The organism is Geobacillus sp. JS12 (genome assembly GCF_001592395.1).
Taxonomy (GTDB): domain Bacteria; phylum Bacillota; class Bacilli; order Bacillales; family Anoxybacillaceae; genus Geobacillus; species Geobacillus zalihae.
This window is the reverse complement of sequence record NZ_CP014749.1, coordinates 2,957,193-2,980,450: the sequence shown is the minus strand read 5'-3', so window position 1 is coordinate 2,980,450 and position 23,258 is coordinate 2,957,193. Positions and strand designations below refer to the sequence as shown.

Here is a 23,258-nt window from a genome sequence, read left to right as displayed (position 1 = left end):
TTGATATGCTTATAAACGTAGATGCATTTTGCGCCGATGGATTCAACCACCGTCATGGCGACAAAGACGACGATCAGCTAAGGAGGATGGAACCATGCCGTTAGTATCAATGAAAGAGATGTTGAACGAGGCGCTGCGCGGCAAATATGCGGTCGGCCAATTCAACATCAACAACTTGGAATGGACGCAAGCCATTTTAGCGGCGGCCGAAGAGGAAAAATCGCCGGTCATTCTCGGCGTCTCCGAAGGGGCGGCCCGCTATATGAGCGGATTCAAAACGGTCGTCAATATGGTCAAAGGGTTAATGGAAGACATGAACATCACCGTTCCGGTCGCCATCCATCTCGACCATGGATCGAGCTTTGAAAAATGCAAAGCGGCGATTGACGCCGGGTTCACCTCGGTTATGATTGACGCCTCCCACCATCCATTTGAAGAAAACGTCCGCATCACCTCGCAAGTCGTTGAATATGCTCATGCGCGCGGCGTTTCGGTCGAAGCGGAGCTCGGCATCGTCGGCGGGCAGGAAGACGACGTCGTCGGAGAAGGGATCATTTACGCCGACCCGAAAGAGTGCGAAGAGCTTGTCAAACGGACAGGCGTCGACTGTCTCGCCCCGGCGCTCGGTTCTGTGCACGGCCCGTACAAAGGAGAGCCGAAGCTCGGATTTGCCGAAATGGAGCAAATCCGCGATTTAACCGGCGTTCCGCTTGTGCTCCACGGCGGCACCGGCATTCCGACCGAACAAATTCAACGCGCGATCTCCCTTGGCACATCGAAAATCAACGTCAATACCGAAAACCAAATGGCGTTTACCAAAGTCGTCCGCGAACTGCTCGCGAAAGACCCGAACGTCTATGATCCGCGCAAAATCATCGGCCCGGGCCGCGATGCCATCAAAGCGACGGTCATCGGCAAAATGCGCGAGTTTGGCTCGTCCGGAAAAGCAGCGCGATGAATCGGCTTCGCGGGCGGCGTTTGGCCGCCGCGCGGCTGCCTTTGCATGTGCAACGAATAACAAGGAGGGTTCAGCATGAAATTTTTTATCGACACTGCCAACTTGGAAGAAATCAAACACGCCCATGAACTCGGCATTTTGGCCGGCGTCACGACCAATCCGAGCCTCGTGGCGAAGGAAAACGTATCGTTCCATGATCGGTTGCGCGAAATTACATCGATCGTTTCTGGTTCGGTGAGTGCTGAAGTCATTTCGACCGACGCCGCTGGCATGATCGCGGAAGGAGAAGAGCTGGCGAAAATCGCCCCGAACATTACGATCAAAGTTCCGATGACGCCGGAAGGCTTAAAAGCAGTCAAGGCGTTCAGCGAAAAAGGGATTCAAACGAACGTGACGCTTGTGTTCACCGCCAACCAGGCGCTCTTGGCCGCACGCGCCGGCGCGACGTACGTCTCTCCGTTCCTCGGCCGCCTCGATGACATCGGCCATAACGGTTTAGAGCTCATTTCCACCATCGCTGAGATTTTCAACATTCATGGCATTGAAACGGAAATCATCGCCGCTTCGATCCGCCATCCGCACCATGTGACGGAAGCGGCGTTGCGCGGGGCGCATATTGCCACGGTTCCGTACAAGGTGCTTATGCAATTGTTCAACCATCCGCTGACCGATCAAGGAATTGAGAAGTTTCTCGCCGACTGGAATCGGCAAAAATGAAAGTAAGCCGTTTGCCTCTTGGGTGAAGCGGGCTCGCTCTGCCGCGTTCAGGCCGGACGTGATGAGCCCGCCCGGCTTTGCTTTTTCGTCCCAGGGGTGAAGCCAACTTCCGAGCAAAGAAGGGAGACGACGATGGATAAAATGAAAATTATCGGCGGAGATCGGCTGCGGGGAACGATCAAAGTGAGCGGTGCGAAAAACAGCGCGGTCGCTTTGATTCCTGCAGCGATTTTGGCCGATTCGCCGGTGACGATCGAGGGGTTGCCGGACATTTCCGACGTGCACATTTTAGGAAGCTTGATCGAAGAAATCGGCGGCTCGTTTTCGTTTGACGGCAAAGAGGCGGTCATCGACCCAACGAATATGGTGTCCATGCCGCTTCCGAATGGGAAGGTGAAAAAGCTGCGCGCCTCCTACTATTTGATGGGGGCGATGCTTGGCCGCTTCAAAAAAGCGGTTGTCGGCTTGCCGGGCGGATGTCATCTCGGTCCGCGCCCGATTGACCAGCATATCAAAGGGTTTGAGGCGCTGGGCGCCACCGTAACGAACGAGCAGGGCGCCATTTATTTGCGCGCGGAAGAACTGCGCGGAGCCCGCATTTTTTTGGACGTCGTCAGCGTCGGCGCGACGATCAACATCATGCTGGCGGCGGTGCGCGCCAAAGGGCGGACGATTATCGAAAATGCGGCGAAAGAGCCGGAAATCATCGATGTCGCGACATTGCTTTCGAATATGGGCGCGAAAATCAAAGGAGCTGGCACCGATGTGATCCGCATTGACGGCGTCGAAACATTATCGGGCTGCCGCCATGCCATCATCCCGGATCGGATCGAAGCCGGGACGTACATGATTGCCGCCGCGGCCACCAATGGCGAAGTCGTCGTCGACAACGTCATCCCGCAGCACGTTGAATCGCTGACGGCCAAATTGCGCGAAATGGGGGTGCGCGTGGAGACGGGGGAAGATCAAATTCTCGTCTGCGGCACCGACGTTTTGAAAGCGGTTGACGTCAAGACGCTCGTCTATCCGGGCTTCCCAACGGATCTGCAGCAGCCGTTTACCGCGCTGCTGACAAAAGCCAACGGCACAAGCGTCGTCACCGACACGATTTACAGCGCCCGCTTCAAGCATGTCGATGAATTGCGGCGCATGAACGCCAATGTAAAAGTCGAAGGCCGCTCAGCCATCGTCACCGGCCCCGTCCAACTGCAAGGGGCGAAAGTGAAGGCAAGCGATTTGCGCGCCGGGGCGGCGCTTGTCATTGCCGGGCTGATGGCCGAAGGAGTGACGGAGATCACCGGCGTCGAGCATATCGACCGCGGCTACAGCAACCTCGTCGAAAAACTGTCTGACATCGGCGCCACCATTTGGCGCGAAAAAATGACCGATGAAGAAATCGAGCAAGTGAAAAACGCGTAACGTCCAGTCGACAAAGGGGAAGGGGAGAACGACGATGGAACGAAGCTTATCGATGGAACTCGTGCGCGTCACCGAAGCGGCGGCGCTTGCCGCCGCCCGCTGGATGGGGCGCGGGAAAAAGAATGAGGCTGATGACGCCGCGACGTCGGCGATGCGCGACGTGTTTGACACCGTGCCGATGAAAGGCACCGTCGTCATCGGCGAAGGGGAAATGGACGAAGCGCCGATGCTGTATATCGGGGAAAAGCTCGGCAACGGTTATGGCCCGCGCGTCGATGTCGCTGTCGACCCGCTGGAAGGGACGAACATCGTCGCTTCCGGGGGATGGAACGCCTTGGCGGTCGTCGCTGTTGCTGACCACGGCCATCTGCTTCATGCGCCGGACATGTACATGGAGAAAATCGCCGTCGGGCCGGAAGCGGTCGGGATGATTGACATTGAGGCGCCGATCATCGACAATTTAAAAGCGGTGGCGCGAGCAAAAAACAAAGATATTGAAGACGTCGTCGCGGTTGTCCTCAACCGTCCGCGCCATGAGCGTCTCATTCATGAGCTGCGTGAAGCCGGCGCCCGCATTAAGCTCATCAATGACGGCGATGTCGCCGCCGCCATTAACACGGCGTTCGACCATACCGGCGTTGACATTTTGTTCGGCTCGGGCGGCGCGCCGGAAGGAGTGCTCGCGGCGGTCGCGTTGAAATGCCTTGGCGGCGAACTGCAAGGGAAGCTGCTGCCGCAAAACGACGATGAAGTCGAGCGGTGCAAACAAATGGGTATTGACGTCAACAAAGTGTTGCGCATGGACGATTTGGTGAAAGGAGACGACGCGATTTTTGCCGCCACCGGCGTCACCGACGGCGAGCTGCTGCGCGGCGTGCGGCTGAAAGGGGCGTACGGCCTCACCCACTCCGTCGTCATGCGGGCCAAGTCCGGCACGGTCCGCTTCATCGAAGGGCGGCACAGTTTGAAGAAAAAACCGAACTTAGTCATCAAATGATATCCTGCCATCCGGCCGGGCGCCGGAGCCGCGCCTGGCTCGGAAAAACAAAAAAATATTGATTAAAAAGAAGAAAAAAGGGTAAAATAGTCGTGTTACTTGTGCAAAAATAAGCTCTGCCATTCTACTTCTTTATTTCATTTCAGCCTTCATCATCTTCGAAATGAATCCCTTCGCCTGTCGAATTGATGACCAATACGTCCGAACACGAACGATGGGAGAATAGGAAAATTTGCAAAGTGTGGTGTCAAAATGGAATTAACGTTAGCGGCTTTAGAAAACATGAAGCTCAAAGAGCTGTATGAGCTCGCCAAGCAATACAAAATTTCATACTACAGCAAGTTGACGAAAAAGGAGCTTATTTTTGCGATTTTGAAAGCGCGTGCCGAACAAGACGGCCTCTTTTTCATGGAAGGCATCCTCGAAATCATTCCGTCGGAAGGATTCGGCTTTTTGCGCCCGATCAACTATTCCCCGAGCTCGGAAGACATTTACATTTCCGCTTCCCAAATCCGCCGTTTTGATTTGCGCAACGGGGATAAAGTATCCGGCAAAGTGCGGCCGCCGAAAGAAAATGAACGCTACTTCGGCTTGCTTCATGTCGAAGCGGTCAACGGCGAAGACCCGGAAGTCGCCAAGGAGCGCGTTCACTTTCCAGCGTTGACGCCGCTTTACCCGAATCGGCAAATGAAGCTGGAGACAACGCCGGACAAGCTGTCGACCCGCATCATCGACTTGATCGCTCCCGTCGGCTTTGGCCAGCGCGGGTTGATCGTCGCGCCGCCGAAAGCTGGCAAGACGATGCTGTTGAAGGAAATTGCCAACAGCATCACCACAAACCACCCGGATGTCGAGTTGATCGTCTTGCTCATTGACGAACGGCCGGAAGAAGTGACCGACATCGAGCGGTCGGTGCAAGGCGATGTCGTCAGCTCGACGTTTGATGAGGTGCCGGAAAACCATATTAAAGTGGCCGAGCTTGTCTTAGAACGGGCGATGCGATTAGTTGAGCATAAGCGTGACGTCGTCATTTTAATGGACAGCATCACCCGCCTCGCCCGGGCGTACAACTTAGTCATTCCGCCGAGCGGACGCACGCTCTCGGGCGGGATCGACCCAGCGGCGTTTCATCGCCCGAAGCGGTTTTTCGGCGCGGCGCGCAACATCGAAGAAGGCGGTAGCTTGACGATTTTGGCGACCGCCCTCATTGACACCGGGTCGCGCATGGATGACGTCATTTACGAGGAATTTAAAGGCACCGGCAACATGGAGCTCCATCTTGACCGCTCGCTCGCCGAGCGCCGCATTTTCCCAGCTATTGACATTCGCCGTTCGGGAACGCGCAAAGAGGAGCTGCTCATCCCAAAAGAACATTTGGAAAAGCTGTGGGCGATCCGCAAAACGATGGCCGATTCGCCCGACTTTATCGAGCGGTTTTTGAACAAATTGCGCCGGACGAAGTCAAACGAAGAGTTTTTCGCCTTGCTCGATCAGGAGTGGAAACAGGGCGGCCCGCTCCGTCTGTAGGCCGTTGGCGGAATTTGCCGCGAATCGCCCGTTGCAAACTGACAGAAAAGCTGTTATAATCTTAACATGTGTGTTTTGGCTATCGCCTTTTGGTTTGTGCGATCCGTGATTTGCACCGGCCGGGTTCGCTTCGGTGGAGTCCCGGCTGTTCCATGCGCTGCGCCTTGCCAAACGGGCGGGCGCGCATAAGCATGAAGCGTTCCATGCTACGAATCACTCTGTTTCGATCAGATACAGGGCGGAAGGAGATGAAAACGATGAAACAAGGCATCCATCCAGAGTACAAAAAAGTCATCGTCCGTTGTGCATGCGGCAACGAATTCGAAAGCGGTTCGGTCAAAGACGAGCTGCGCGTGGAGATTTGCTCGGAATGCCATCCGTTCTTCACGGGCAAACAAAAATTTGTTACGGCAGCGGGCCGCGTGGATAAATTCAATAAAAAATACGGCCTTAAGTAACAAGGACGTGACGAAAGCAGGCAAGCGAAACTTGCCTGCTTTTTCGTGAGAGCATATAGATGCAACGGAGAAGTTTACCATATCTTTGACGGAAAAGCGGTTTGCCCCTTTTCGACTGTCGGAGGAAAGCCACAGGCTTCTCCATCACGACTTGGCGTGACGGAGGACCGAACAACCGCCTGCTTCACAGACCCATATATGGGTCTTTAAGCGGCGTTGTTCGGTCGCCCGACAGTCGATCAAATACTCGGTAAAAGTTGCAAATCGTAAAGCTTCAAATTGCATCTATACAGATGGAAGGCCGGTTGCTTACAAGGCTGATCCCGCTGATCGTCGCGATGGCAGACGGCAAGGAGCGGCCGATGGTTTGAGGACAGTGTTGTGTGAAAGGAGAGGCCCCAATGTACGTGATGACGCAGTCCGGCTGGCTTGAGGTCATTTGTGGATGCATGTTTTCCGGCAAATCAGAAGAATTGATTCGCCGCGTCCGCCGCGCTCAGTTTGCCAAGCAGGAAGTGAAAGTGTTCAAACCGACGATCGACAATCGTTATAGCGAAGACGCAGTCGTGTCGCACAACGGCAATTCGGTGATCGCCATTCCGGTCGCGACGCCGGCGGAAATGTTCCGCTACATTTCCGCCGCCACCGACGTCGTCGCCATCGATGAAGTACAGTTTTTTTCCGACGACATCATCGATGTGGTGCAAACGCTCGCTGATGGAGGCTGCCGCGTCATCGCCGCGGGGCTCGACCAAGATTTTCGCGGTGAACCGTTTGGCCCCGTGCCGGCGCTGATGGCGATCGCGGAGTCGGTGACGAAGCTGCAGGCGGTTTGCACGGTATGCGGTTCCCCAGCCAGCCGGACGCAGCGGCTCATTAACGGTGCGCCCGCCTCTTATGACGATCCGGTGATTCTCGTCGGCGCCAGCGAGGCGTACGAGCCTCGCTGCCGCCATCACCATGAAGTGCCTGGCAAACCGAAAAAGCGATACAACCGCCCGCTTGCTGGACATACGGGTGAGTGATGGTGAGGCGGTCACGGATGTTGTTTGGCCGCTTTCATCGGCCAAGTGGCGAAGCGCAGCCATCGTTGATGGAAACGGTGCATATTCGTATGTTTCGCCGACCGAGAAGGGCGGAAGCGGCGCCATCATTCTCGCCCGTCTCGTGCGTCCATTCGCTATGGGAGGAAAAAGCGTTTGGCATGCGGCTTGTTCATCATTGGTCGTTCGCTTGACTAGGCTGCCCCTTTTGTTCGTTCGCCGCAAAATAGATGAATGATGGCAGAAAGATTTATGGCTTGCCGTGTATCATTGACGGGCGATCATGGACATCCTAACAGCTAAGGAGGCGAAAAAGGATGAGACGCATCTGGCTGTTAGGAATGATCTTCCTGCTTTCGGCCTGTTCGCTCGCTCCGGATCATCCGTCCTACCGCCAGCAAAGCGAGGACAAAAACGGCGCGCGGCTGATGACGGACGGGCGGCCGAAGATCGACGCTGACAGAGACTTGTACAACAACTTCGACGATCCGGAAAACGTGCGGCAAAACCCGAATTTTATCAGCTTGACCGAAGGAAGCGAAAACCAGCGCGCCGATACGCGCAAGGCAGCACAACTCATTGAGCGGTACACCGATTACCACGCCGACTCCATCTGGTTTCACGGCGGCAATATGTATGTGACCGTTGATGCACCGGAAGAGCTGTCTGACGAGGAGCGGCAGCGCGAGGCGCAACGCATTGACAAGTTGCTGACCAAAGCGATCCCGACATACGAGATCATCGTGCGCGTCAACTGAGAGCTCCCGCTTGCCAAAAGCGGGGGTTTTTGTTTGGTCCTGCTTCATGATATAATTTAAAATTAGACTGTGCTGAAAAACAGAGGTGAATGATGTGTTTGATCGGTTGGAAGCTGTGGAGCAACGGTATGAAAAGCTCAATGAACTGTTGATGGACCCCGACGTCGTCAACGATCCGAAAAAGCTGCGCGATTATTCGAAAGAGCAGGCGGATTTGGAAGAAACGGTGCAAACGTACCGTGAATACAAATCGGTTCGCGAGCAGCTGGCCGAAGCGAAAGCGATGCTCGAAGAAAAGCTGGAGCCAGAGTTGCGCGAGATGGTGAAAGAGGAAATCGGCGAACTGGAAGAACGGGAAGAGGCGCTCGTTGAAAAGCTGAAAGTGTTGCTTTTGCCGAAAGATCCGAACGATGAGAAAAACGTCATTATGGAAATCCGCGCGGCCGCCGGCGGCGAAGAGGCGGCGCTGTTTGCCGGCGACTTGTACCGGATGTATACGCGCTATGCGGAATCGCAAGGGTGGAAGACGGAAGTGATCGAAGCGAGCCCGACCGGCCTCGGCGGCTATAAAGAAATCATTTTTATGATCAACGGCAAAGGGGCGTATTCAAAGCTGAAGTTTGAAAACGGCGCGCACCGCGTCCAGCGCGTCCCGGAAACGGAGTCAGGCGGGCGCATCCATACGTCGACGGCGACGGTCGCCTGCCTGCCGGAGATGGAAGAAATCGAAGTCGAAATCAATGAAAAAGACATTCGCGTCGACACGTTCGCCTCAAGCGGACCGGGTGGGCAAAGCGTCAACACGACGATGTCGGCCGTGCGCCTCACCCATATTCCGACCGGCATTGTCGTCACGTGCCAAGACGAAAAATCGCAAATCAAAAACAAAGAAAAAGCGATGAAAGTATTGCGCGCCCGCATTTACGACAAATACCAGCAAGAAGCGCGCGCTGAATACGACCAAACGCGCAAGCAAGCGGTCGGCACCGGCGATCGTTCTGAACGCATTCGCACCTACAACTTCCCGCAAAACCGCGTCACCGACCACCGCATCGGACTGACGATCCAAAAGCTCGATCAAGTGCTCGATGGGCATTTGGATGAAATCATCGAGGCGCTCATTTTGGACGACCAAGCGAAAAAATTGGAGCAAGCGAACGATGCGTCGTAACGTACATGAAGTCCTCGCCTGGGCTTCTTCTTTTTTGCGCGCCCACGGAAAAGAGGAGCGGGCGGCGGAGTGGCTATTGTGCCACCATTTAGGCGTGGACCGGGCCGGGCTGTTCGCCCGTTGGCGCGAGCCGGTCGACGAAGCGGTATATGAACGGTTTGCGGCCGATGTGCGCCGCCATGCGGTGGATCATGTGCCGATTCAATATTTGATCGGCTATGAATCGTTTTACGGCCGGCCGTTTCTTGTCAACCGCCATGTGTTGATCCCGCGCCCGGAAACGGAAGAACTGGTGCTTGGCGTCCTAAAACGGGTGCCGCGCCTATTTGCTGGTCGGAAGCGGATCGATGTCGTTGACGTCGGCACTGGCAGCGGGGCGATCGCCGTGACATTGGCGCTGGAGAACAAAGCGTTGTCGGTGACCGCAACCGATATTTCCGAAGCGGCGCTCGCGGTCGCCCGTGAAAACGCCCGGCGGCTCGGGGCGAATGTTTCATTTTTGTGCGGCGACTTGCTGCAGCCGATCATGGCCATGGGGTGGACGGTCGATGTCGTCGTTTCCAATCCGCCGTACATTCCAGAGACGGACGCCGCTATGCTTTTCCCGGTCGTCAAAAACTATGAGCCGCACACGGCGCTCTTTGGCGGCCGCGATGGGCTCGATTTTTACCGCCGCTTCGCCCGCGAGTTGCCGCTTGTGCTCGGCGCGCCGGCGCTTGCCGCTTTTGAAGTCGGCGCCGGGCAAGGGGAAGCAGTGGCGGCGCTCTTGGCCGCAGCGTTTCCAGAAGCCGAAGTGGAAGTCGATTTTGACCTCAACGGCAAAGACCGGATGGTGTACATGACGCGGCCGAAAAACGGGAAAACGTGTTAGATTGATAGGTTTAAAAACGAGCGGCGCCGTCCACAATGAAAGGTGAAAGGACGGTGCCGATGATGACCATCAAAGGAAATGCCATTGCCATATGTTTATATATCATTTTATTAACGACAGGCGTACTCGTCGAGCTGTACGGCCACAAGACGGACGCCGGGGCGAACGCGGCGGTCGCCATCCCTGATGAGTCCATCCGCCTGCGCATTTTAGCCAACAGCGACGCCGATGAAGACCAACAATTGAAGCGAAAAGTGCGTGATGCGGTCAATGCGCAAATCAACGGCTGGGTGGCCGAACTCACTTCGTTTGAGGAAGCAAAGCGCGTCATCCGCTCTCACCTGCCGGACATCGAGCGGACGGTCGCCCGCGTGTTGCGCGATGAACAAAGCGATCAAACGTACAAAGTGGAGTTTGGCCCGGTTCATTTTCCGACGAAAGTGTACGGCAACTACGTATATCCGGCTGGCATCTATGATGCCGTGCTGATCACGCTTGGGGAAGGAAAAGGAGCAAACTGGTGGTGCGTTCTGTTCCCGCCGCTTTGTTTTCTCGATTTTTCCAACAGCGATGCCGTCATGATGGCGGCGAACCGATCGCCTGCCGGAACGAATGAACCGGTGTCGGCTGGGAGCGTCCGGTCAATGGAAGCCGGGTCGAAGCAGAACAGCGAGTCGGCCGAAGCGGAAGCTGAGGCGATGCGAAGCGGCGAGCAGGCCATCGAGCGGGACGAACCGAAAGAGGAGAGGGGTGCGATGGCGGAAACCGAAGATCGCGCCGCTTCGTCCATCCATTCGGATGGAAAGAAGGACAAAGGGCACACGGATGATCAAGAATCGTCCTTCGTCGTCATGGCCGAGCCGGAACAGCCGGTGGAAGTCAAATTTTTCTTCAAAGAGTGGCTCAGCCATCTCATTCCATAAGCATCTATCCACAAAGTTATCCACAAAAATAACAAGTTTATTCACAATTTGTGTATAACTGTGGAAAGGCATCGGGCGGCGATCTGACGCTTGTAAAAAAAGCCGCCATTTTCAAGGCGAATCACGGCGATGGAGAAGGTGAAACGATTGAAAACGCGTGTTTGGGTTGTGGATAATATTGTTGATAAACAGCAAGTTTATCCACAAATACGAGAGGCGGTTGAATGGCTGCGGGCCGGGGAAGTTATCGCATTCCCGACGGAAACGGTGTACGGGTTGGGGGCCGATGCGGCCAATACAGCCGCGGTGGAAAAAATTTTCGCCGCCAAAGGGCGGCCGAGCGACAATCCGCTCATCGTTCATGTCGCCAGCATGGCCCAAGCGGAGGCGGTAGCCGCCTCGATCCCACCGATGGCGAAAACGTTGATGGAGCGGTTTTGGCCGGGGCCGCTCACGTTAGTATTGCCAAAACGGGCCAAAGCGGTGTCTGAACGGGTGACGGCCGGGCTGCCGACGGTGGCGGTGCGCATGCCGGATCACCCGCTGGCGCTGGCGTTGATCGAGGCGAGCGGCTTGGCGTTGGCCGCCCCGAGCGCGAATCGGTCAGGAAGGCCGAGTCCGACGACGGCGGCGCACGTGCTTGCCGATTTAGACGGGCGGATCGCCGGGGTGATCGACGGCGGGCCGACCGGCGTGGGCGTTGAATCGACGGTGCTCGATTGCAGTGGGGGCGTGCCGACGATTTTGCGCCCGGGAGGAGTGACGAAAGAGGCGCTTATTGAAGCGATCGGCCGCGTTGAAGAGGCCGCTGCTGTGGATGACGAGGCGGCGCCGAAAGCGCCGGGGATGAAATATACGCATTATGCGCCGAAAGCGCCGCTTTGGATCGTCGCCGGCCCGCCCGCGTTTTTGCAGCGGCTTGTCGATGAAAGCCGGGCGGAAGGGAAAACGGTCGGCGTGTTGACGACCGAGGAGAACCGGGATCAGTATGCGGCCGATGTCGTGCTGCCGTGCGGAACGCGCCAGGCGCTTGAGACGGTCGCGAGCCGGCTGTACGACACGCTGCGCCGATTTGATGAAACGAACGTCGATCTCATTTACAGCGAGGCGTTTCCGGAAGAAGGAATCGGCGCGGCGATCATGAACCGGCTCCGCAAAGCAGCCGGCGGACGCGCCATCAGCGAACAGCGGAAATGAAAGGACGGCCGTCTGTATAGATGCAGTGAACAAGTTTCACATATCCTGGTCGAAAAAGCAGCTTGTCTATTTTTTGACGGTCGGAGGCAAGCCGCAGGCTTCTTCGTCGCACCTTGGCGTGACGGAAGACCGAACGGAAACGCGATTCACAGATCCATGTATGGGTTTGGAAGCGGCGTTGTTCGGTCGTACGATAGTCGAGAAAACGGCTCTGCAAACGGTAAGGTTCAAATGGCAACTAGAGGATTTGGGGGATGCCGTTTCCAAGCGCGAAACCGGTCTGTTGTGGACCGGTTTTTTCTTTTCCGTCCGCCCGTCAATCAGGCGGCGCCCATTGGCTGCCCGCTCTGCTTCTAAACTGCCCTGGACGTGCATATGTTTAGCAATAAGGCCGGTCCGGGAGGGAAGAAACATGGGCGCATTCATCGGCGAAATCATCGCGCTGTCAATGATGGCGCTGGCGCTGGGCATGGACGCGTTTTCAGTCGCTTTAGGAATGGGGCTGTTGCGCCTCCGGCTGCGGCAAATGTTTTATATCGGGTTGACGATCGGCTTGTTTCATATTCTCATGCCGCTTGCTGGCATGGCGGTCGGCCGCCTGCTGTCGCGCGAGTTCGGAAGTGTCGCGACATACGCGGGCGGGGCGCTGCTGTTATGGCTTGGCGGGCAAATGATCATCGCCTCGTTCCGGAGGGACGATGGCTCACCGCTGTTTCCGCGTGGGGTGGGGTTGCTTTTTTTTGCGTTCAGCGTCAGCCTAGACAGCTTTTCCGTCGGGCTGAGCCTCGGCATTTTCGGAGCGCGGACGATGGTGACGATTTTGCTGTTTGGTCTGTTCAGCATGGTGCTGACATGGGTTGGGCTTTTTGTCGGCCGCCATTTTCAGCAATGGCTCGGTTCGTACAGCGAAGCGCTCGGCGGCAGCATTTTGATGGCGTTCGGGCTCAAGCTGCTTTTTCTATAAACGGCGGCAGGCGGTTTTCCTTCAGTGGAAAAAAGCGGACTGCCTGCTTTTTTGCGGCGCTTCACCAAAAGTTGTACTTGATTTTTTCTGAACATACCCTATTTACGCTTGTGAGGGAAAATCAGCACTTTTGCCGATCCTTACGCAGGAAACCGCATTGCTTGTCAAGTACATGTTGTGGTGAAGAGCCTTTTTTTGCTCTTTTCCCTATGGTATATTGATGGTAAGTCATTGATGTGAAGAGGTGGTTGTATGCCATACCGCATTTTGTTCGTCTGCACGGGCAATACGTGCCGAAGCCCGATGGCCGCTGCATTGTTGGAGAATAAGCAGCTGCCAGGCGTCGAGGTGAAATCGGCCGGCGTGTTTGCGGCGGAAGGGAGCGAGGCGTCGGTTCACGCCAAGACGGTGTTGAAGGAAAAAGGAATCGAAGCGGCCCACCGCTCCTCGCAGCTGAAAAAAGAGCATATCGACTGGGCGACGCACGTGCTGGCGATGACATCCGGCCATAAAGAAATGATCGTCGAGCGTTTCCCAGAAGCGAAGGACAAAACGTTTACGTTGAAGCAGTTCGTCTCGGGAACAGACGGCGACATCGCCGATCCGTTCGGCGGGCCGATTGAAGTGTACCGGGCGGCGCGCGATGAGCTGGAGAAGCTCATTGACCGCTTGGCGGAAAAGTTGCAAACAGAACAATGAGGTAAAGAAGTGAGGGGGAACACAAATGGGGGGGACAAGTCATCGGTTCGGTTTGCGCCTGAAGCTCGTCGTCTTTACGACAGCGTTGGCGCTGATCACGTATTCAACGAGCGCCTTTTTCTTGTACGTTTTGTATGATCAGTGGTTCGCCTCATGGAACAAAAGCGTGTTCACGATGATCGTGTTGCTCCTTGGCATCTTTTGGTCCGGAGTGCTTGCCTATTTGGCCGCTGGCTGGATTACAAGGCCGCTGCAACGGCTCGAGGAAGCGGCGGCAAAGGCGACGGAAGGGCATATCGATGAGGATGTTCCGCTGCCCTCTTCCCATGACGAAATTCGCTCGCTGGCTGTCGCGTTCAACCGGATGCTCGGCCATTTGCGCGCCGTCGTCGCCAATGTGGAAGAGAGCGCAGCGCGCACGACGGAAAAGACGGCGGAAATGAGGCAGGCGTCCGAAACAGCGTCAAGCCGTGCACGCGATATTGCAGCGACCATTGACGACATTTCCAAAGGGGCGGCGTCTTCGGCCGAGGCGATTCAAGAGGCGGCTGCGGCGGCCGAGGATGTGCTCGCCATCGCAGTACAAGTAAAAGAAACAGCCGAGCGTGCGGAACAGTCGGTATATGGGATGGCCGAAACGTTGAAGGCAAGCCGCGATATCACCCATTCGCTCATTAGCGGCATCGATCAGCTGGCTGACGATCAAGAACGGTCGCGGGCGGCTGTCAAGCAGCTCGAAGCACACGCCAATCAAATCGGCAACATTACGTTGCTTGTCGCGGACATCGCTGAACAGACGAACTTGCTTGCGCTCAATGCTTCCATTGAGGCAGCCCGCGCCGGCGAGCACGGCCGGGGGTTTGCCGTCGTCGCCGAGGAAGTGCGCAAGCTGGCTGATGAGAGCGCCAAGGCGGTCAAGAAAATCGCGGAACTGGTCGGCAACATTCAAAATGAAGTCGCCCGTGTGGTGGCGCAAATGGACAAGCAGGTGGCCGCCGCAAACGCTGAGGCGGCCAAAGGGGAGCGCACGAATGAGGCCATTGCGGCCATGGCGGCCTCAGCTGATGAAGTGATCCGCGCCGTCCATGACATCGCTGAATTGGCGAAGCGTCAAATGGGGCATATGGAGAGGGCCGCGGCGCAGACGCAAGAAGTGGCGGCGATTGCTGAGCAGACGTCCGCCGGCGCGCTCGAAGTGGCGGCGGCGACCGAGGAGCAGGCCGCATCGATCAACGATGTGCATCAACTGGCTGGCGAGTTGGTTGAACAGGCCGAACAATTGCAGGCGGCTGTCGCCCGGTTCCGCACCCGTTGATGCACATGCAAATATGATTCATCGAAAGGAGGAAGGGCGATTCCTCCCTGGCTTTCGCTATCACGGCGAAGCCTAGGGCTCCTCGCCCGAACGTGATGAAAGTCGCGATTGCTTCTGACCATGGTGGAGTTCGCATTCGTGAGGAAATTAAAGCACTGTTGGATGAAATGGGAATCGAGTACACCGATTTTGGCTGCGATTGTGAAACATCGGTCGATTACCCGGATTACGCGCTTCCCGTCGCGGAAAAAGTGGCGCGCGGCGAATTTGATCGCGGCATTTTGATCTGCGGCACCGGCATCGGCATGACGATCGCCGCCAACAAAGTGAAAGGGGTGCGCTGCGCCCTTTGCCACGACGTCTACAGCGCCAAGCTGACGCGCATGCATAATGACAGCAACATTCTCGCGATGGGGGAGCGCGTCATCGGCCCCGGCCTGGCGCGCGAAATCGCCAAGGCATGGCTTGAGACCGAATTTGAAGGCGGACGCCATGCGCGGCGAATCGGCAAAATCGCCGACTATGAAAACAAGCATTTGTAGGCGGAACCAGGGCCGCATCGGAGCGGATGCGGCCTGTGGGCCATAAGCGAAAGGTGTGGGCGTCTAGCTTCATGAGGGCAGCAGCGCAAAGGCTGGGAATTCGGCGATGTTCACAACAAACGCTGTTCATCTTTCGCGAATCATTGGTGAAAATACTAGAAGGCCATTGAAAAACAGCCGTTTTTTTTTGAAATGGATGATTCTCAAGTGAAGGAAGAGCAGCATGTATAAGGTTTCTCCATTTGAAAAGCAACGTGATGGAGCCGCATTTTTCGTTACATCACCAGACTTCTAGTGTTCGTCAAGGATCGTGTGGGGCACACCGTGCGAAGGAGGGAAGGGAATGGACGCACGATTGACCGAATGGCGGCAGCAATGGCAAGCCATCTTGCATGAGTTTCGCCAACAGGCGCCGCTTGGCCGCGGCGATGTCGTTGTGATCGGCTGCAGTACGAGCGAGGTGCTTGGCGAGCGGATCGGCACGGCTGGATCGATGGACGTTGCCGCCATGCTGTTTGCCGAGCTTGACGCGTGGCGGCGCGAAACCGGCATTGCGCTCGCGTTTCAATGTTGTGAACATTTAAACCGGGCGCTTGTTGTCGAACGGGAAACCGCCAAAACTCACGGGCTGGAGATCGTTTCGGTCGTTCCGGTGCCGAAAGCGGGTGGGGCGATGGCCGCCTACGCCTATCGAACGTTCGCTGACCCGGTCGTTGTCGAGGCGATTCGCGCCGATGCCGGCATTGACATCGGCCATACGCTCATCGGCATGCATTTGAAGCCGGTTGCCGTTCCCGTGCGCGTTTCGGTGAAGCACATTGGATCGGCGTGCGTGACGCTGGCGAAAACGCGGCCGAAGCTGATCGGCGGCACCCGAGCGGTCTACTCGTTGGAAAATCCGAATGATTCCTGTTCTTTCTAGCGGTTTCATTCATTTTTTCTTTGAATTTGCCTAGCTGAAGCTGATAAAATAAAAACGAATATTCACTGATTTCGCATAAGGGGGAGCTATTGATGAATTACTTGCCACAACAAGATCCGCAAGTGTTCGCCGCTATTGAGCAAGAGCGGAAGCGGCAACATGCGAAAATTGAACTGATCGCCTCGGAAAACTTTGTCAGCCGCGCGGTCATGGAAGCGCAAGGGTCGGTTTTGACGAACAAATATGCGGAAGGCTATCCGGGACGCCGCTACTACGGCGGTTGTGAATATGTCGACATCGTCGAAGAGTTGGCGCGCGAGCGGGCAAAGCAGTTGTTTGGAGCGGAGCATGTGAACGTCCAGCCGCACTCCGGGGCGCAGGCGAACATGGCCGTTTATTTCACTGTTTTGGAGCACGGCGACACGGTGCTTGGCATGAACTTGTCGCACGGCGGCCATTTGACGCACGGCAGCCCGGTCAATTTCAGCGGCATTCAGTACCATTTTGTCGAATACGGCGTCGATCCAAAAACGCATGTCATTGACTATGACGACGTGCGCGAAAAAGCGCGCCTTCACCGGCCGAAGTTGATCGTCGCCGGCGCGAGCGCTTATCCCCGCATCATCGACTTCGCCAAGTTCCGCGAGATTGCCGATGAAGTCGGCGCCTATTTAATGGTTGACATGGCCCATATTGCCGGTCTTGTTGCGGCAGGTGTTCATCCGAACCCGGTTCCGTACGCCCATTTCGTTACGACGACGACGCACAAAACGCTGCGCGGTCCGCGCGGCGGGATGATTTTATGCCAAGAGCAGTTCGCCAAACAGATCGACAAAGCGATTTTCCCTGGCATTCAAGGCGGCCCGCTCATGCATGTCATTGCCGCCAAAGCCGTCGCGCTCGGTGAAGCGCTGCAAGACGACTTTAAAGTATACGCGAAGCGCGTCGTGGAGAATGCCAAACGGCTCGCAGCCGCCTTGCAAAACGAAGGATTCACCCTCATTTCCGGCGGCACGGACAACCATTTGCTGCTTGTCGATTTGCGCCCGCAGCAACTGACCGGGAAAACGGCGGAGAAAGTGCTCGATGAGGTCGGGATTACGGTCAACAAAAACACGATTCCGTACGATCCGGAAAGCCCGTTTGTCACAAGCGGCATCCGCATCGGCACGGCCGCGGTCACGACGCGCGGCTTCGGATTGGAAGAGATGGACGAAATCGCCGCCATCATCGGCCTTGTGCTGAAAAACGTCGGCAGCGAACAAGCGCTTGAGGAAGCGCGCCAACGCGTCGCCGCTTTGACAGAAAAGTTTCCGCTCTATCAAGACTAAGCGCCGCCGCTTCGTCCGAAACCGTACGGTGCACCGCCTCCGGATTTGGCGGTGCGCCTTTTTCCGTTCGTTCGGCAGTTGAATAGGCGCTCGTTTTCCAGTAGAATGTATAGAAGTGCAGCGCATACATACGGAAGAGGAGAGTTGACCCATGGGAAAAGTGTACGTCTTTGATCATCCGCTCATCCAGCATAAATTGACCTACATTCGCGACAAGAATACGGGCACGAAAGAGTTTCGCGAGCTGGTTGATGAAGTGGCGACGTTGATGGCGTTTGAAATTACACGTGATCTGCCGCTTGAGGAAGTCGAGATCGAAACCCCCGTCAGCAAAGCGAAAGCGAAAGTGATCGCCGGCAAAAAACTGGGCGTCATTCCGATTTTGCGCGCCGGCATCGGCATGGTTGACGGCATCCTGAAGCTCATCCCGGCGGCGAAAGTCGGCCATATCGGCTTGTACCGCGATCCCCAAACATTAAAGCCGGTCGAATATTACGTCAAGCTGCCGAGCGATGTCGAAGAGCGCGATTTTATCATCGTCGACCCGATGCTCGCAACCGGCGGATCAGCGGTGGCGGCGATCGATGCGCTGAAAAAGCGGGGAGCGAAAAGCATTAAATTTATGTGCCTGATCGCGGCGCCGGAAGGAGTCAAAGCGGTGGAAACGGCCCACCCGGATGTGGACATTTACATCGCTGCCCTTGATGAGCGGTTGAACGACCACGGCTATATTGTCCCTGGTCTCGGCGACGCCGGCGACCGGCTGTTTGGCACAAAATAACAGTTGCAAGGCGCCCCGCGCCGCGCGGGGTTCGCATTCCATCGAGCGGTGGAGAGGGTGCCTTGCCCATGCGTCAGTTAAGCGCTTGCATCGAATCATGAAAAGGAAAATAGGCTAAAAATAAAATATATCATTATACATCATCATTGTGAGAAGAAAATGAGAAATTGTCACAAATTATTAATATTTGCCCTATGTGAATGAGGTTTTACGTGGAAACACATTGACATTGACCAGGCCGTATTGTATCCTTTACAAGGGGTAGATTGAGAAGGTTTTCATTATGTTAAAGGGTGTGTTGGCATGTCCCCAAAACAGCGCCACCCGTTTCAAGCCATGGCGTTGATGTCCGCCATCGTCTCCCAACTTGTTGGTTCGATTTTGGTCGGCGTTTTCGGCGGGAGATGGATCGATGATCGATTTGGCACCGAGCCGATCTTTTTGATCGTCGGCCTTTTGCTTGGACTGGCGGCCGGCGTGTATGCGATGTTGCGCTTGATCCGCCAATATTTCTCTGGGGAGCAATAAAATGGGAAATCTTCAAGCGATGTTTTGGCGGCAAGTTCGATACATATTGTATTTGCTCGCCATCTATACGCTCGGCTTTGGATTTACGCCGTATAAAACCGTTTTTCTCAGCTTGATTCTCGGCACATCGATCAGCCTCCTCATGGTTTGGAACTTAACCTGGAAAATCGAAAAATTCGGACAAGCGGTGGCGGCGCGCAAAAAAGTGCGCACATTAGGCACCTTATCGCGTTTGGCGCTTGCCGCATTGGCTGCTGTCATTGTTCTGACGTATCCGCAATATTTTCATATCGTGCCAACCGTTTTGGGATTAATGACATCCTACATTGTCATTATAATAGATTTCTTCTTTCACAAATGGAAAAACGACAAGCTGCAGGCATGAAAGCGAGGTGAGAGAGGATGGAGCATAAAGCGCCGCTTGTCGAATTTTTAGGCCTTACGTTTAATTTATCTGATATGTTGATGATTACGATCACCTGTTTGATCGTTTTCATCATTGCTGTTGCGGCTACTCGCTCGCTTCAGCTGCGCCCGACGGGGATGCAAAACTTTATGGAGTGGGTCTTTGACTTTGTTAGAGGCATCATTAACAGCACGATGGATTGGCAAACGGGCGGCCGCTTTTTGACGCTGGGGGTCACGCTCATCATGTATGTGTTTGTGGCCAATATGCTTGGACTGCCGTTTTCCGTCCATGTCAACGGCGAACTTTGGTGGAAATCGCCGACCGCGGATGCGACCGTTACGTTAACGCTGGCGGTGATGGTCGTCGCCCTCACCCACTACTATGGGGTGAAAATGAAAGGGGCATCCGACTATTTGCGCGATTACACCCGTCCAGTCGCCTGGTTGTTCCCGCTTAAAATCATCGAAGAGTTTGCCAACACGCTGACGCTCGGTTTGCGTCTTTTCGGGAACATTTACGCCGGGGAAATTTTGCTTGGCTTGCTCGCCAGCCTTGGCACGCATTACGGTGTGCTTGGCGCTGTTGGCGCAGCCATTCCGATGATGGTGTGGCAAGCGTTCAGTATTTTTGTCGGAACGATTCAGGCGTTCATTTTTACGATGTTAACCATGGTTTATATGGCTCATAAGGTCAGTCATGACCATTGAGCATTCCTTATCATTTCATTAAGGACTTGAAACATTACTTTAACATGGTGAAGGAGGATCTATCAACATGAGTTTGGGTGTACTTGCAGCTGCGATTGCGGTAGGTTTGGGGGCGTTAGGCGCCGGCATCGGCAACGGGTTGATCGTCAGCCGTACCATTGAAGGGATTGCTCGTCAACCAGAATTGCGTCCGGTTTTGCAAACGACGATGTTCATCGGGGTTGCGTTGGTTGAGGCGCTTCCGATCATCGGTGTCGTCTTCTCGTTCATTTACTTAGGTCGATAAGAAATCGATATGGAAAGTGATGGCGAAGTTCGTGTCAACGACCACCTTCGCCATTCCTTTATGTGCGGTTTTGCGAGACCGCATCGGTGCGATAGCTGTCGAAAGGAGTGAAACGCGGTGTTGTGGAAGGCAAACGTATGGGTGCTCGGCGAAGCGGCGCATGGCATCAGCGGCGGCACGATTATTTACCAATTGCTGATGTTCATTATTTTGCTGGCCTTGCTGCGCAAATTCGCTTGGCAGCCGTTAATGAATATCATGAAACAACGTGAAGAACATATCGCGAACGAAATCGACCAGGCGGAAAAACGCCGTCAAGAAGCAGAAAAACTTCTTGAAGAACAGCGCGAACTGATGAAGCAGTCGCGCCAAGAAGCGCAAGCGCTCATTGAAAACGCGCGCAAGCTGGCTGAAGAGCAGAAAGAACAAATTGTCGCCTCGGCCCGTGCGGAAGCGGAACGGGTGAAAGAAGCGGCGAAAAAAGAAATCGAGCGTGAAAAAGAACAGGCGATGGCTGCGCTCCGCGAACAAGTGGCCTCGTTGTCTGTCTTGATCGCCTCAAAAGTGATTGAAAAAGAGCTGACCGAGCAAGATCAACGCAAGCTGATCGAAGCGTACATCAAAGACGTTCAAGAGGTAGGAGGAGCGCGATGAACCAAGAAGTGATCGCCAAACGGTACGCGTCCGCTTTGTTCCAAATCGCGCTCGAACAAGGACAGCTTGATCGAATTGAAGAAGATGTTCGCGCCGTGCGCCAGGCGTTGGCGGAAAACGGCGAGTTTTTATCGCTTCTTTCGTATCCGAAACTTTCCTTGGATCAGAAAAAAGCGCTCATCCGCGAAGCGTTCGCCGGTGTGTCCACCCCGGTGCAAAACACGCTTCTCCTTCTTCTGGAGCGCCATCGCTTCGGCCTTGTGCCCGAGCTGGCGGAACAGTTTCTCGCCCTCGTCGACGATGCGCGCGGCATCGCCAAGGCGGTCGCCTATTCGGCGCGGCCGTTGACGGACGAAGAACTGCGGGCGCTTTCCGACGTCTTTGCCCAAAAAGTCGGCAAACAGACGCTTGAGATTGAAAATATCATTGATCCGGAACTCATCGGCGGCGTGAAGCTGCGCATCGGCAACCGCATTTACGACGGCAGCGTCAGCGGGCAGCTTGAACGGATTCGGCGGCAGCTGATCGGCTAACATTTGAAGACAGGGGTGAAAGGCATGAGCATTCGAGCGGAAGAAATCAGCGCGCTCATTAAGCAGCAGATTGAAAACTATGAATCGCAAATCCAAGTGAGCGACGTCGGCACCGTCATCCAAGTCGGCGACGGGATCGCGCGCGCTCATGGGCTTGATAACGTCATGTCCGGCGAGCTCGTCGAGTTTGCCAACGGCGTGATGGGCATGGCGTTGAACTTGGAAGAAAACAACGTCGGTATCGTTATTTTAGGACCGTACACCGGCATCAAAGAAGGAGACGAAGTGCGCCGCACAGGCCGGATCATGGAAGTGCCGGTCGGGGAGGCGCTCATCGGCCGCGTCGTCAACCCACTCGGTCAGCCTGTTGACGGATTAGGGCCGGTGGAAACGACGGAAACGCGCCCGATTGAAAGCCGTGCGCCGGGCGTTATGGACCGGAGATCGGTGCATGAGCCGCTGCAAACCGGGATTAAAGCGATCGACGCGCTCGTGCCGATCGGCCGCGGCCAGCGCGAGCTCATCATCGGCGACCGACAAACGGGGAAAACGTCCGTCGCCATTGATACGATCATCAACCAAAAAGACCAAAACATGATTTGTATTTATGTCGCCATCGGGCAAAAAGAATCGACGGTCCGCACCGTTGTCGAAACGCTCCGCAAACACGGCGCGCTCGACTATACGATCGTCGTCACCGCTTCGGCGTCGCAGCCGGCTCCGCTTTTGTTCTTGGCGCCGTATGCCGGTGTGGCGATGGGCGAGTACTTCATGTATAAGGGCAAGCACGTTTTGGTTGTGTACGACGATTTATCGAAGCAGGCCGCGGCATACCGCGAATTGTCGCTCTTGCTTCGCCGTCCGCCGGGCCGTGAAGCGTATCCGGGGGATATTTTCTACTTGCACTCCCGCCTGCTTGAGCGCGCAGCGAAATTGAGCGATGCCAAAGGCGGCGGTTCGTTGACCGCGCTTCCGTTCGTCGAAACGCAAGCGGGCGATATTTCCGCGTACATTCCGACGAACGTCATCTCGATTACGGACGGGCAAATTTTCTTGCAATCGGACTTGTTCTTCTCCGGCGTCCGCCCAGCGATCAACGCAGGGTTGTCCGTTTCGCGCGTCGGTGGGGCAGCGCAAATCAAAGCGATGAAAAAAGTATCGGGGACGCTTCGTCTCGACTTGGCGGCATACCGCGAATTAGAAGCATTCGCCCAATTCGGCTCCGACCTCGACAAGGCGACGCAAGCGAAGCTCGCCCGCGGGGCGCGCACGGTCGAAGTGCTGAAGCAAGATTTGCATCAGCCGATTCCGGTCGAAAAACAAGTGTTGATCATCTATGCATTGACGCGCGGCTTTTTGGACGACATTCCGGTTGAAGATGTGCGCCGTTTCGAGAAAGAGTTTTACTTGTGGCTCGACCAAAACGGCCAACACTTGCTTGAGCACATCCGCACGACGAAAGATCTTCCGAACGAAGACGATCTCAATCAAGCGATCGAAGCGTTCAAGAAAACGTTTGTCGTTTCACAATAAGGCCGGCGGGGGCAT

General features: G+C 55.4%; 27 protein-coding genes. All 27 read left to right on the top strand.

Going from position 1 to position 23,258, the window contains the following annotated elements; genetic code table 11:
- The first annotated feature begins 94 nt into the window (after nt 1-94).
- The 27 genes from A0V43_RS14610 (at nt 95) to atpA (ending at nt 23,243) form a co-directional block, all read left to right on the top strand.
- On the top strand, nt 95-958 hold the full coding sequence (locus tag A0V43_RS14610) for a class II fructose-bisphosphate aldolase (protein WP_011232853.1): 864 nt from the start codon (nt 95-97) through the stop codon (nt 956-958).
- Nucleotides 959-1,033: 75 nt separating this feature from the next.
- Nucleotides 1,034-1,675 carry a fructose-6-phosphate aldolase gene (gene fsa, locus A0V43_RS14605; RefSeq protein ID WP_011232852.1) on the top strand — a complete coding sequence of 214 codons (642 nt, stop codon included), beginning with the start codon at nt 1,034-1,036 and terminating at the stop codon, nt 1,673-1,675.
- 132 nt (nt 1,676-1,807) lie between these two features.
- Nucleotides 1,808-3,094 (top strand): UDP-N-acetylglucosamine 1-carboxyvinyltransferase, encoded by a 1,287-nt coding sequence (locus tag A0V43_RS14600; RefSeq protein ID WP_063193454.1) that lies wholly within the window; start codon nt 1,808-1,810, stop codon nt 3,092-3,094.
- A 34-nt stretch (nt 3,095-3,128) separates the two neighbouring features.
- Nucleotides 3,129-4,091 carry a class II fructose-bisphosphatase gene (gene glpX / locus A0V43_RS14595; protein WP_013146621.1) on the top strand — a complete coding sequence of 321 codons (963 nt, stop codon included), beginning with the start codon at nt 3,129-3,131 and terminating at the stop codon, nt 4,089-4,091.
- Between the two features lie 252 nt (nt 4,092-4,343).
- Nucleotides 4,344-5,618 (top strand): transcription termination factor Rho, encoded by a 1,275-nt coding sequence (rho, locus tag A0V43_RS14590; protein ID WP_020754397.1) that lies wholly within the window; start codon nt 4,344-4,346, stop codon nt 5,616-5,618.
- 257 nt (nt 5,619-5,875) lie between these two features.
- The gene (gene rpmE, locus A0V43_RS14585; RefSeq protein WP_011232848.1) at nt 5,876-6,076 is read left to right on the top strand and encodes a 50S ribosomal protein L31; all 201 of its coding nucleotides are present in this window, start codon (nt 5,876-5,878) and stop codon (nt 6,074-6,076) included.
- 401 nt (nt 6,077-6,477) lie between these two features.
- Complete coding sequence (locus tag A0V43_RS14580; protein ID WP_013146619.1) at nt 6,478-7,101, top strand: thymidine kinase; 624 nt, start codon at nt 6,478-6,480, stop codon at nt 7,099-7,101.
- Nucleotides 7,102-7,118: 17 nt separating this feature from the next.
- Complete coding sequence (locus A0V43_RS14575) at nt 7,119-7,313, top strand: hypothetical protein (protein WP_063193453.1); 195 nt, start codon at nt 7,119-7,121, stop codon at nt 7,311-7,313.
- A gap of 123 nt (nt 7,314-7,436) precedes the next feature.
- On the top strand, nt 7,437-7,877 hold the full coding sequence (locus A0V43_RS14570; RefSeq protein WP_011232846.1) for a hypothetical protein: 441 nt from the start codon (nt 7,437-7,439) through the stop codon (nt 7,875-7,877).
- Nucleotides 7,878-7,971: 94 nt separating this feature from the next.
- The gene (prfA, locus tag A0V43_RS14565) at nt 7,972-9,048 is read left to right on the top strand and encodes a peptide chain release factor 1 (protein ID WP_063193452.1); all 1,077 of its coding nucleotides are present in this window, start codon (nt 7,972-7,974) and stop codon (nt 9,046-9,048) included.
- Nucleotides 9,038-9,919, top strand: coding sequence for a peptide chain release factor N(5)-glutamine methyltransferase (gene prmC, locus A0V43_RS14560; RefSeq protein WP_063193451.1), 882 nt, complete (start codon nt 9,038-9,040; stop codon nt 9,917-9,919). Before prfA ends, prmC begins: the two co-directional genes overlap by 11 nt.
- Nucleotides 9,920-9,978: 59 nt before the next feature.
- Entirely contained in the window at nt 9,979-10,842 is an 864-nt protein-coding gene (spoIIR, locus tag A0V43_RS14555; protein ID WP_063193881.1) for a stage II sporulation protein R, read from the top strand.
- A 129-nt stretch (nt 10,843-10,971) separates the two neighbouring features.
- Nucleotides 10,972-12,039, top strand: coding sequence for an L-threonylcarbamoyladenylate synthase (locus tag A0V43_RS14550; protein ID WP_013146615.1), 1,068 nt, complete (start codon nt 10,972-10,974; stop codon nt 12,037-12,039).
- Between the two features lie 412 nt (nt 12,040-12,451).
- On the top strand, nt 12,452-13,003 hold the full coding sequence (locus tag A0V43_RS14545) for a manganese efflux pump MntP (RefSeq protein WP_063193450.1): 552 nt from the start codon (nt 12,452-12,454) through the stop codon (nt 13,001-13,003).
- A gap of 252 nt (nt 13,004-13,255) precedes the next feature.
- Entirely contained in the window at nt 13,256-13,702 is a 447-nt protein-coding gene (locus A0V43_RS14540) for a low molecular weight protein arginine phosphatase (protein ID WP_013146612.1), read from the top strand.
- A gap of 25 nt (nt 13,703-13,727) precedes the next feature.
- On the top strand, nt 13,728-15,017 hold the full coding sequence (locus A0V43_RS14535; RefSeq protein WP_063193449.1) for a methyl-accepting chemotaxis protein: 1,290 nt from the start codon (nt 13,728-13,730) through the stop codon (nt 15,015-15,017).
- Nucleotides 15,018-15,112: 95 nt separating this feature from the next.
- Entirely contained in the window at nt 15,113-15,559 is a 447-nt protein-coding gene (gene rpiB / locus A0V43_RS14530) for a ribose 5-phosphate isomerase B (protein WP_025949616.1), read from the top strand.
- A 343-nt stretch (nt 15,560-15,902) separates the two neighbouring features.
- Nucleotides 15,903-16,481 (top strand): TIGR01440 family protein, encoded by a 579-nt coding sequence (locus A0V43_RS14525; protein WP_063193448.1) that lies wholly within the window; start codon nt 15,903-15,905, stop codon nt 16,479-16,481.
- A 92-nt stretch (nt 16,482-16,573) separates the two neighbouring features.
- Nucleotides 16,574-17,812, top strand: coding sequence for a serine hydroxymethyltransferase (glyA, locus tag A0V43_RS14520; RefSeq protein WP_063193447.1), 1,239 nt, complete (start codon nt 16,574-16,576; stop codon nt 17,810-17,812).
- Between the two features lie 151 nt (nt 17,813-17,963).
- Nucleotides 17,964-18,593: a uracil phosphoribosyltransferase gene (upp, locus tag A0V43_RS14515; protein ID WP_031406654.1), complete on the top strand. Its 630-nt coding sequence runs from the start codon at nt 17,964-17,966 to the stop codon at nt 18,591-18,593.
- A gap of 303 nt (nt 18,594-18,896) precedes the next feature.
- Nucleotides 18,897-19,121, top strand: a complete 225-nt coding sequence (locus A0V43_RS14510; protein WP_015376065.1) for an AtpZ/AtpI family protein — start codon at nt 18,897-18,899, stop codon at nt 19,119-19,121.
- Between the two features lies 1 nt (nt 19,122).
- Complete coding sequence (locus tag A0V43_RS14505; protein WP_015376064.1) at nt 19,123-19,506, top strand: ATP synthase subunit I; 384 nt, start codon at nt 19,123-19,125, stop codon at nt 19,504-19,506.
- A 17-nt stretch (nt 19,507-19,523) separates the two neighbouring features.
- Nucleotides 19,524-20,237, top strand: a complete 714-nt coding sequence (gene atpB / locus A0V43_RS14500) for a F0F1 ATP synthase subunit A (protein ID WP_015376063.1) — start codon at nt 19,524-19,526, stop codon at nt 20,235-20,237.
- Nucleotides 20,238-20,304: 67 nt separating this feature from the next.
- Nucleotides 20,305-20,523, top strand: coding sequence for a F0F1 ATP synthase subunit C (atpE, locus tag A0V43_RS14495; RefSeq protein WP_011232830.1), 219 nt, complete (start codon nt 20,305-20,307; stop codon nt 20,521-20,523).
- A 120-nt stretch (nt 20,524-20,643) separates the two neighbouring features.
- Nucleotides 20,644-21,177 (top strand): F0F1 ATP synthase subunit B, encoded by a 534-nt coding sequence (locus A0V43_RS14490; RefSeq protein WP_190300174.1) that lies wholly within the window; start codon nt 20,644-20,646, stop codon nt 21,175-21,177.
- Nucleotides 21,174-21,710 (top strand): F0F1 ATP synthase subunit delta, encoded by a 537-nt coding sequence (locus A0V43_RS14485; protein WP_011232828.1) that lies wholly within the window; start codon nt 21,174-21,176, stop codon nt 21,708-21,710. Before A0V43_RS14490 ends, A0V43_RS14485 begins: the two co-directional genes overlap by 4 nt.
- Before the next feature lie 24 nt (nt 21,711-21,734).
- Nucleotides 21,735-23,243: a F0F1 ATP synthase subunit alpha gene (atpA, locus tag A0V43_RS14480; RefSeq protein ID WP_063193446.1), complete on the top strand. Its 1,509-nt coding sequence runs from the start codon at nt 21,735-21,737 to the stop codon at nt 23,241-23,243.
- Nucleotides 23,244-23,258 lie beyond the last annotated feature (15 nt).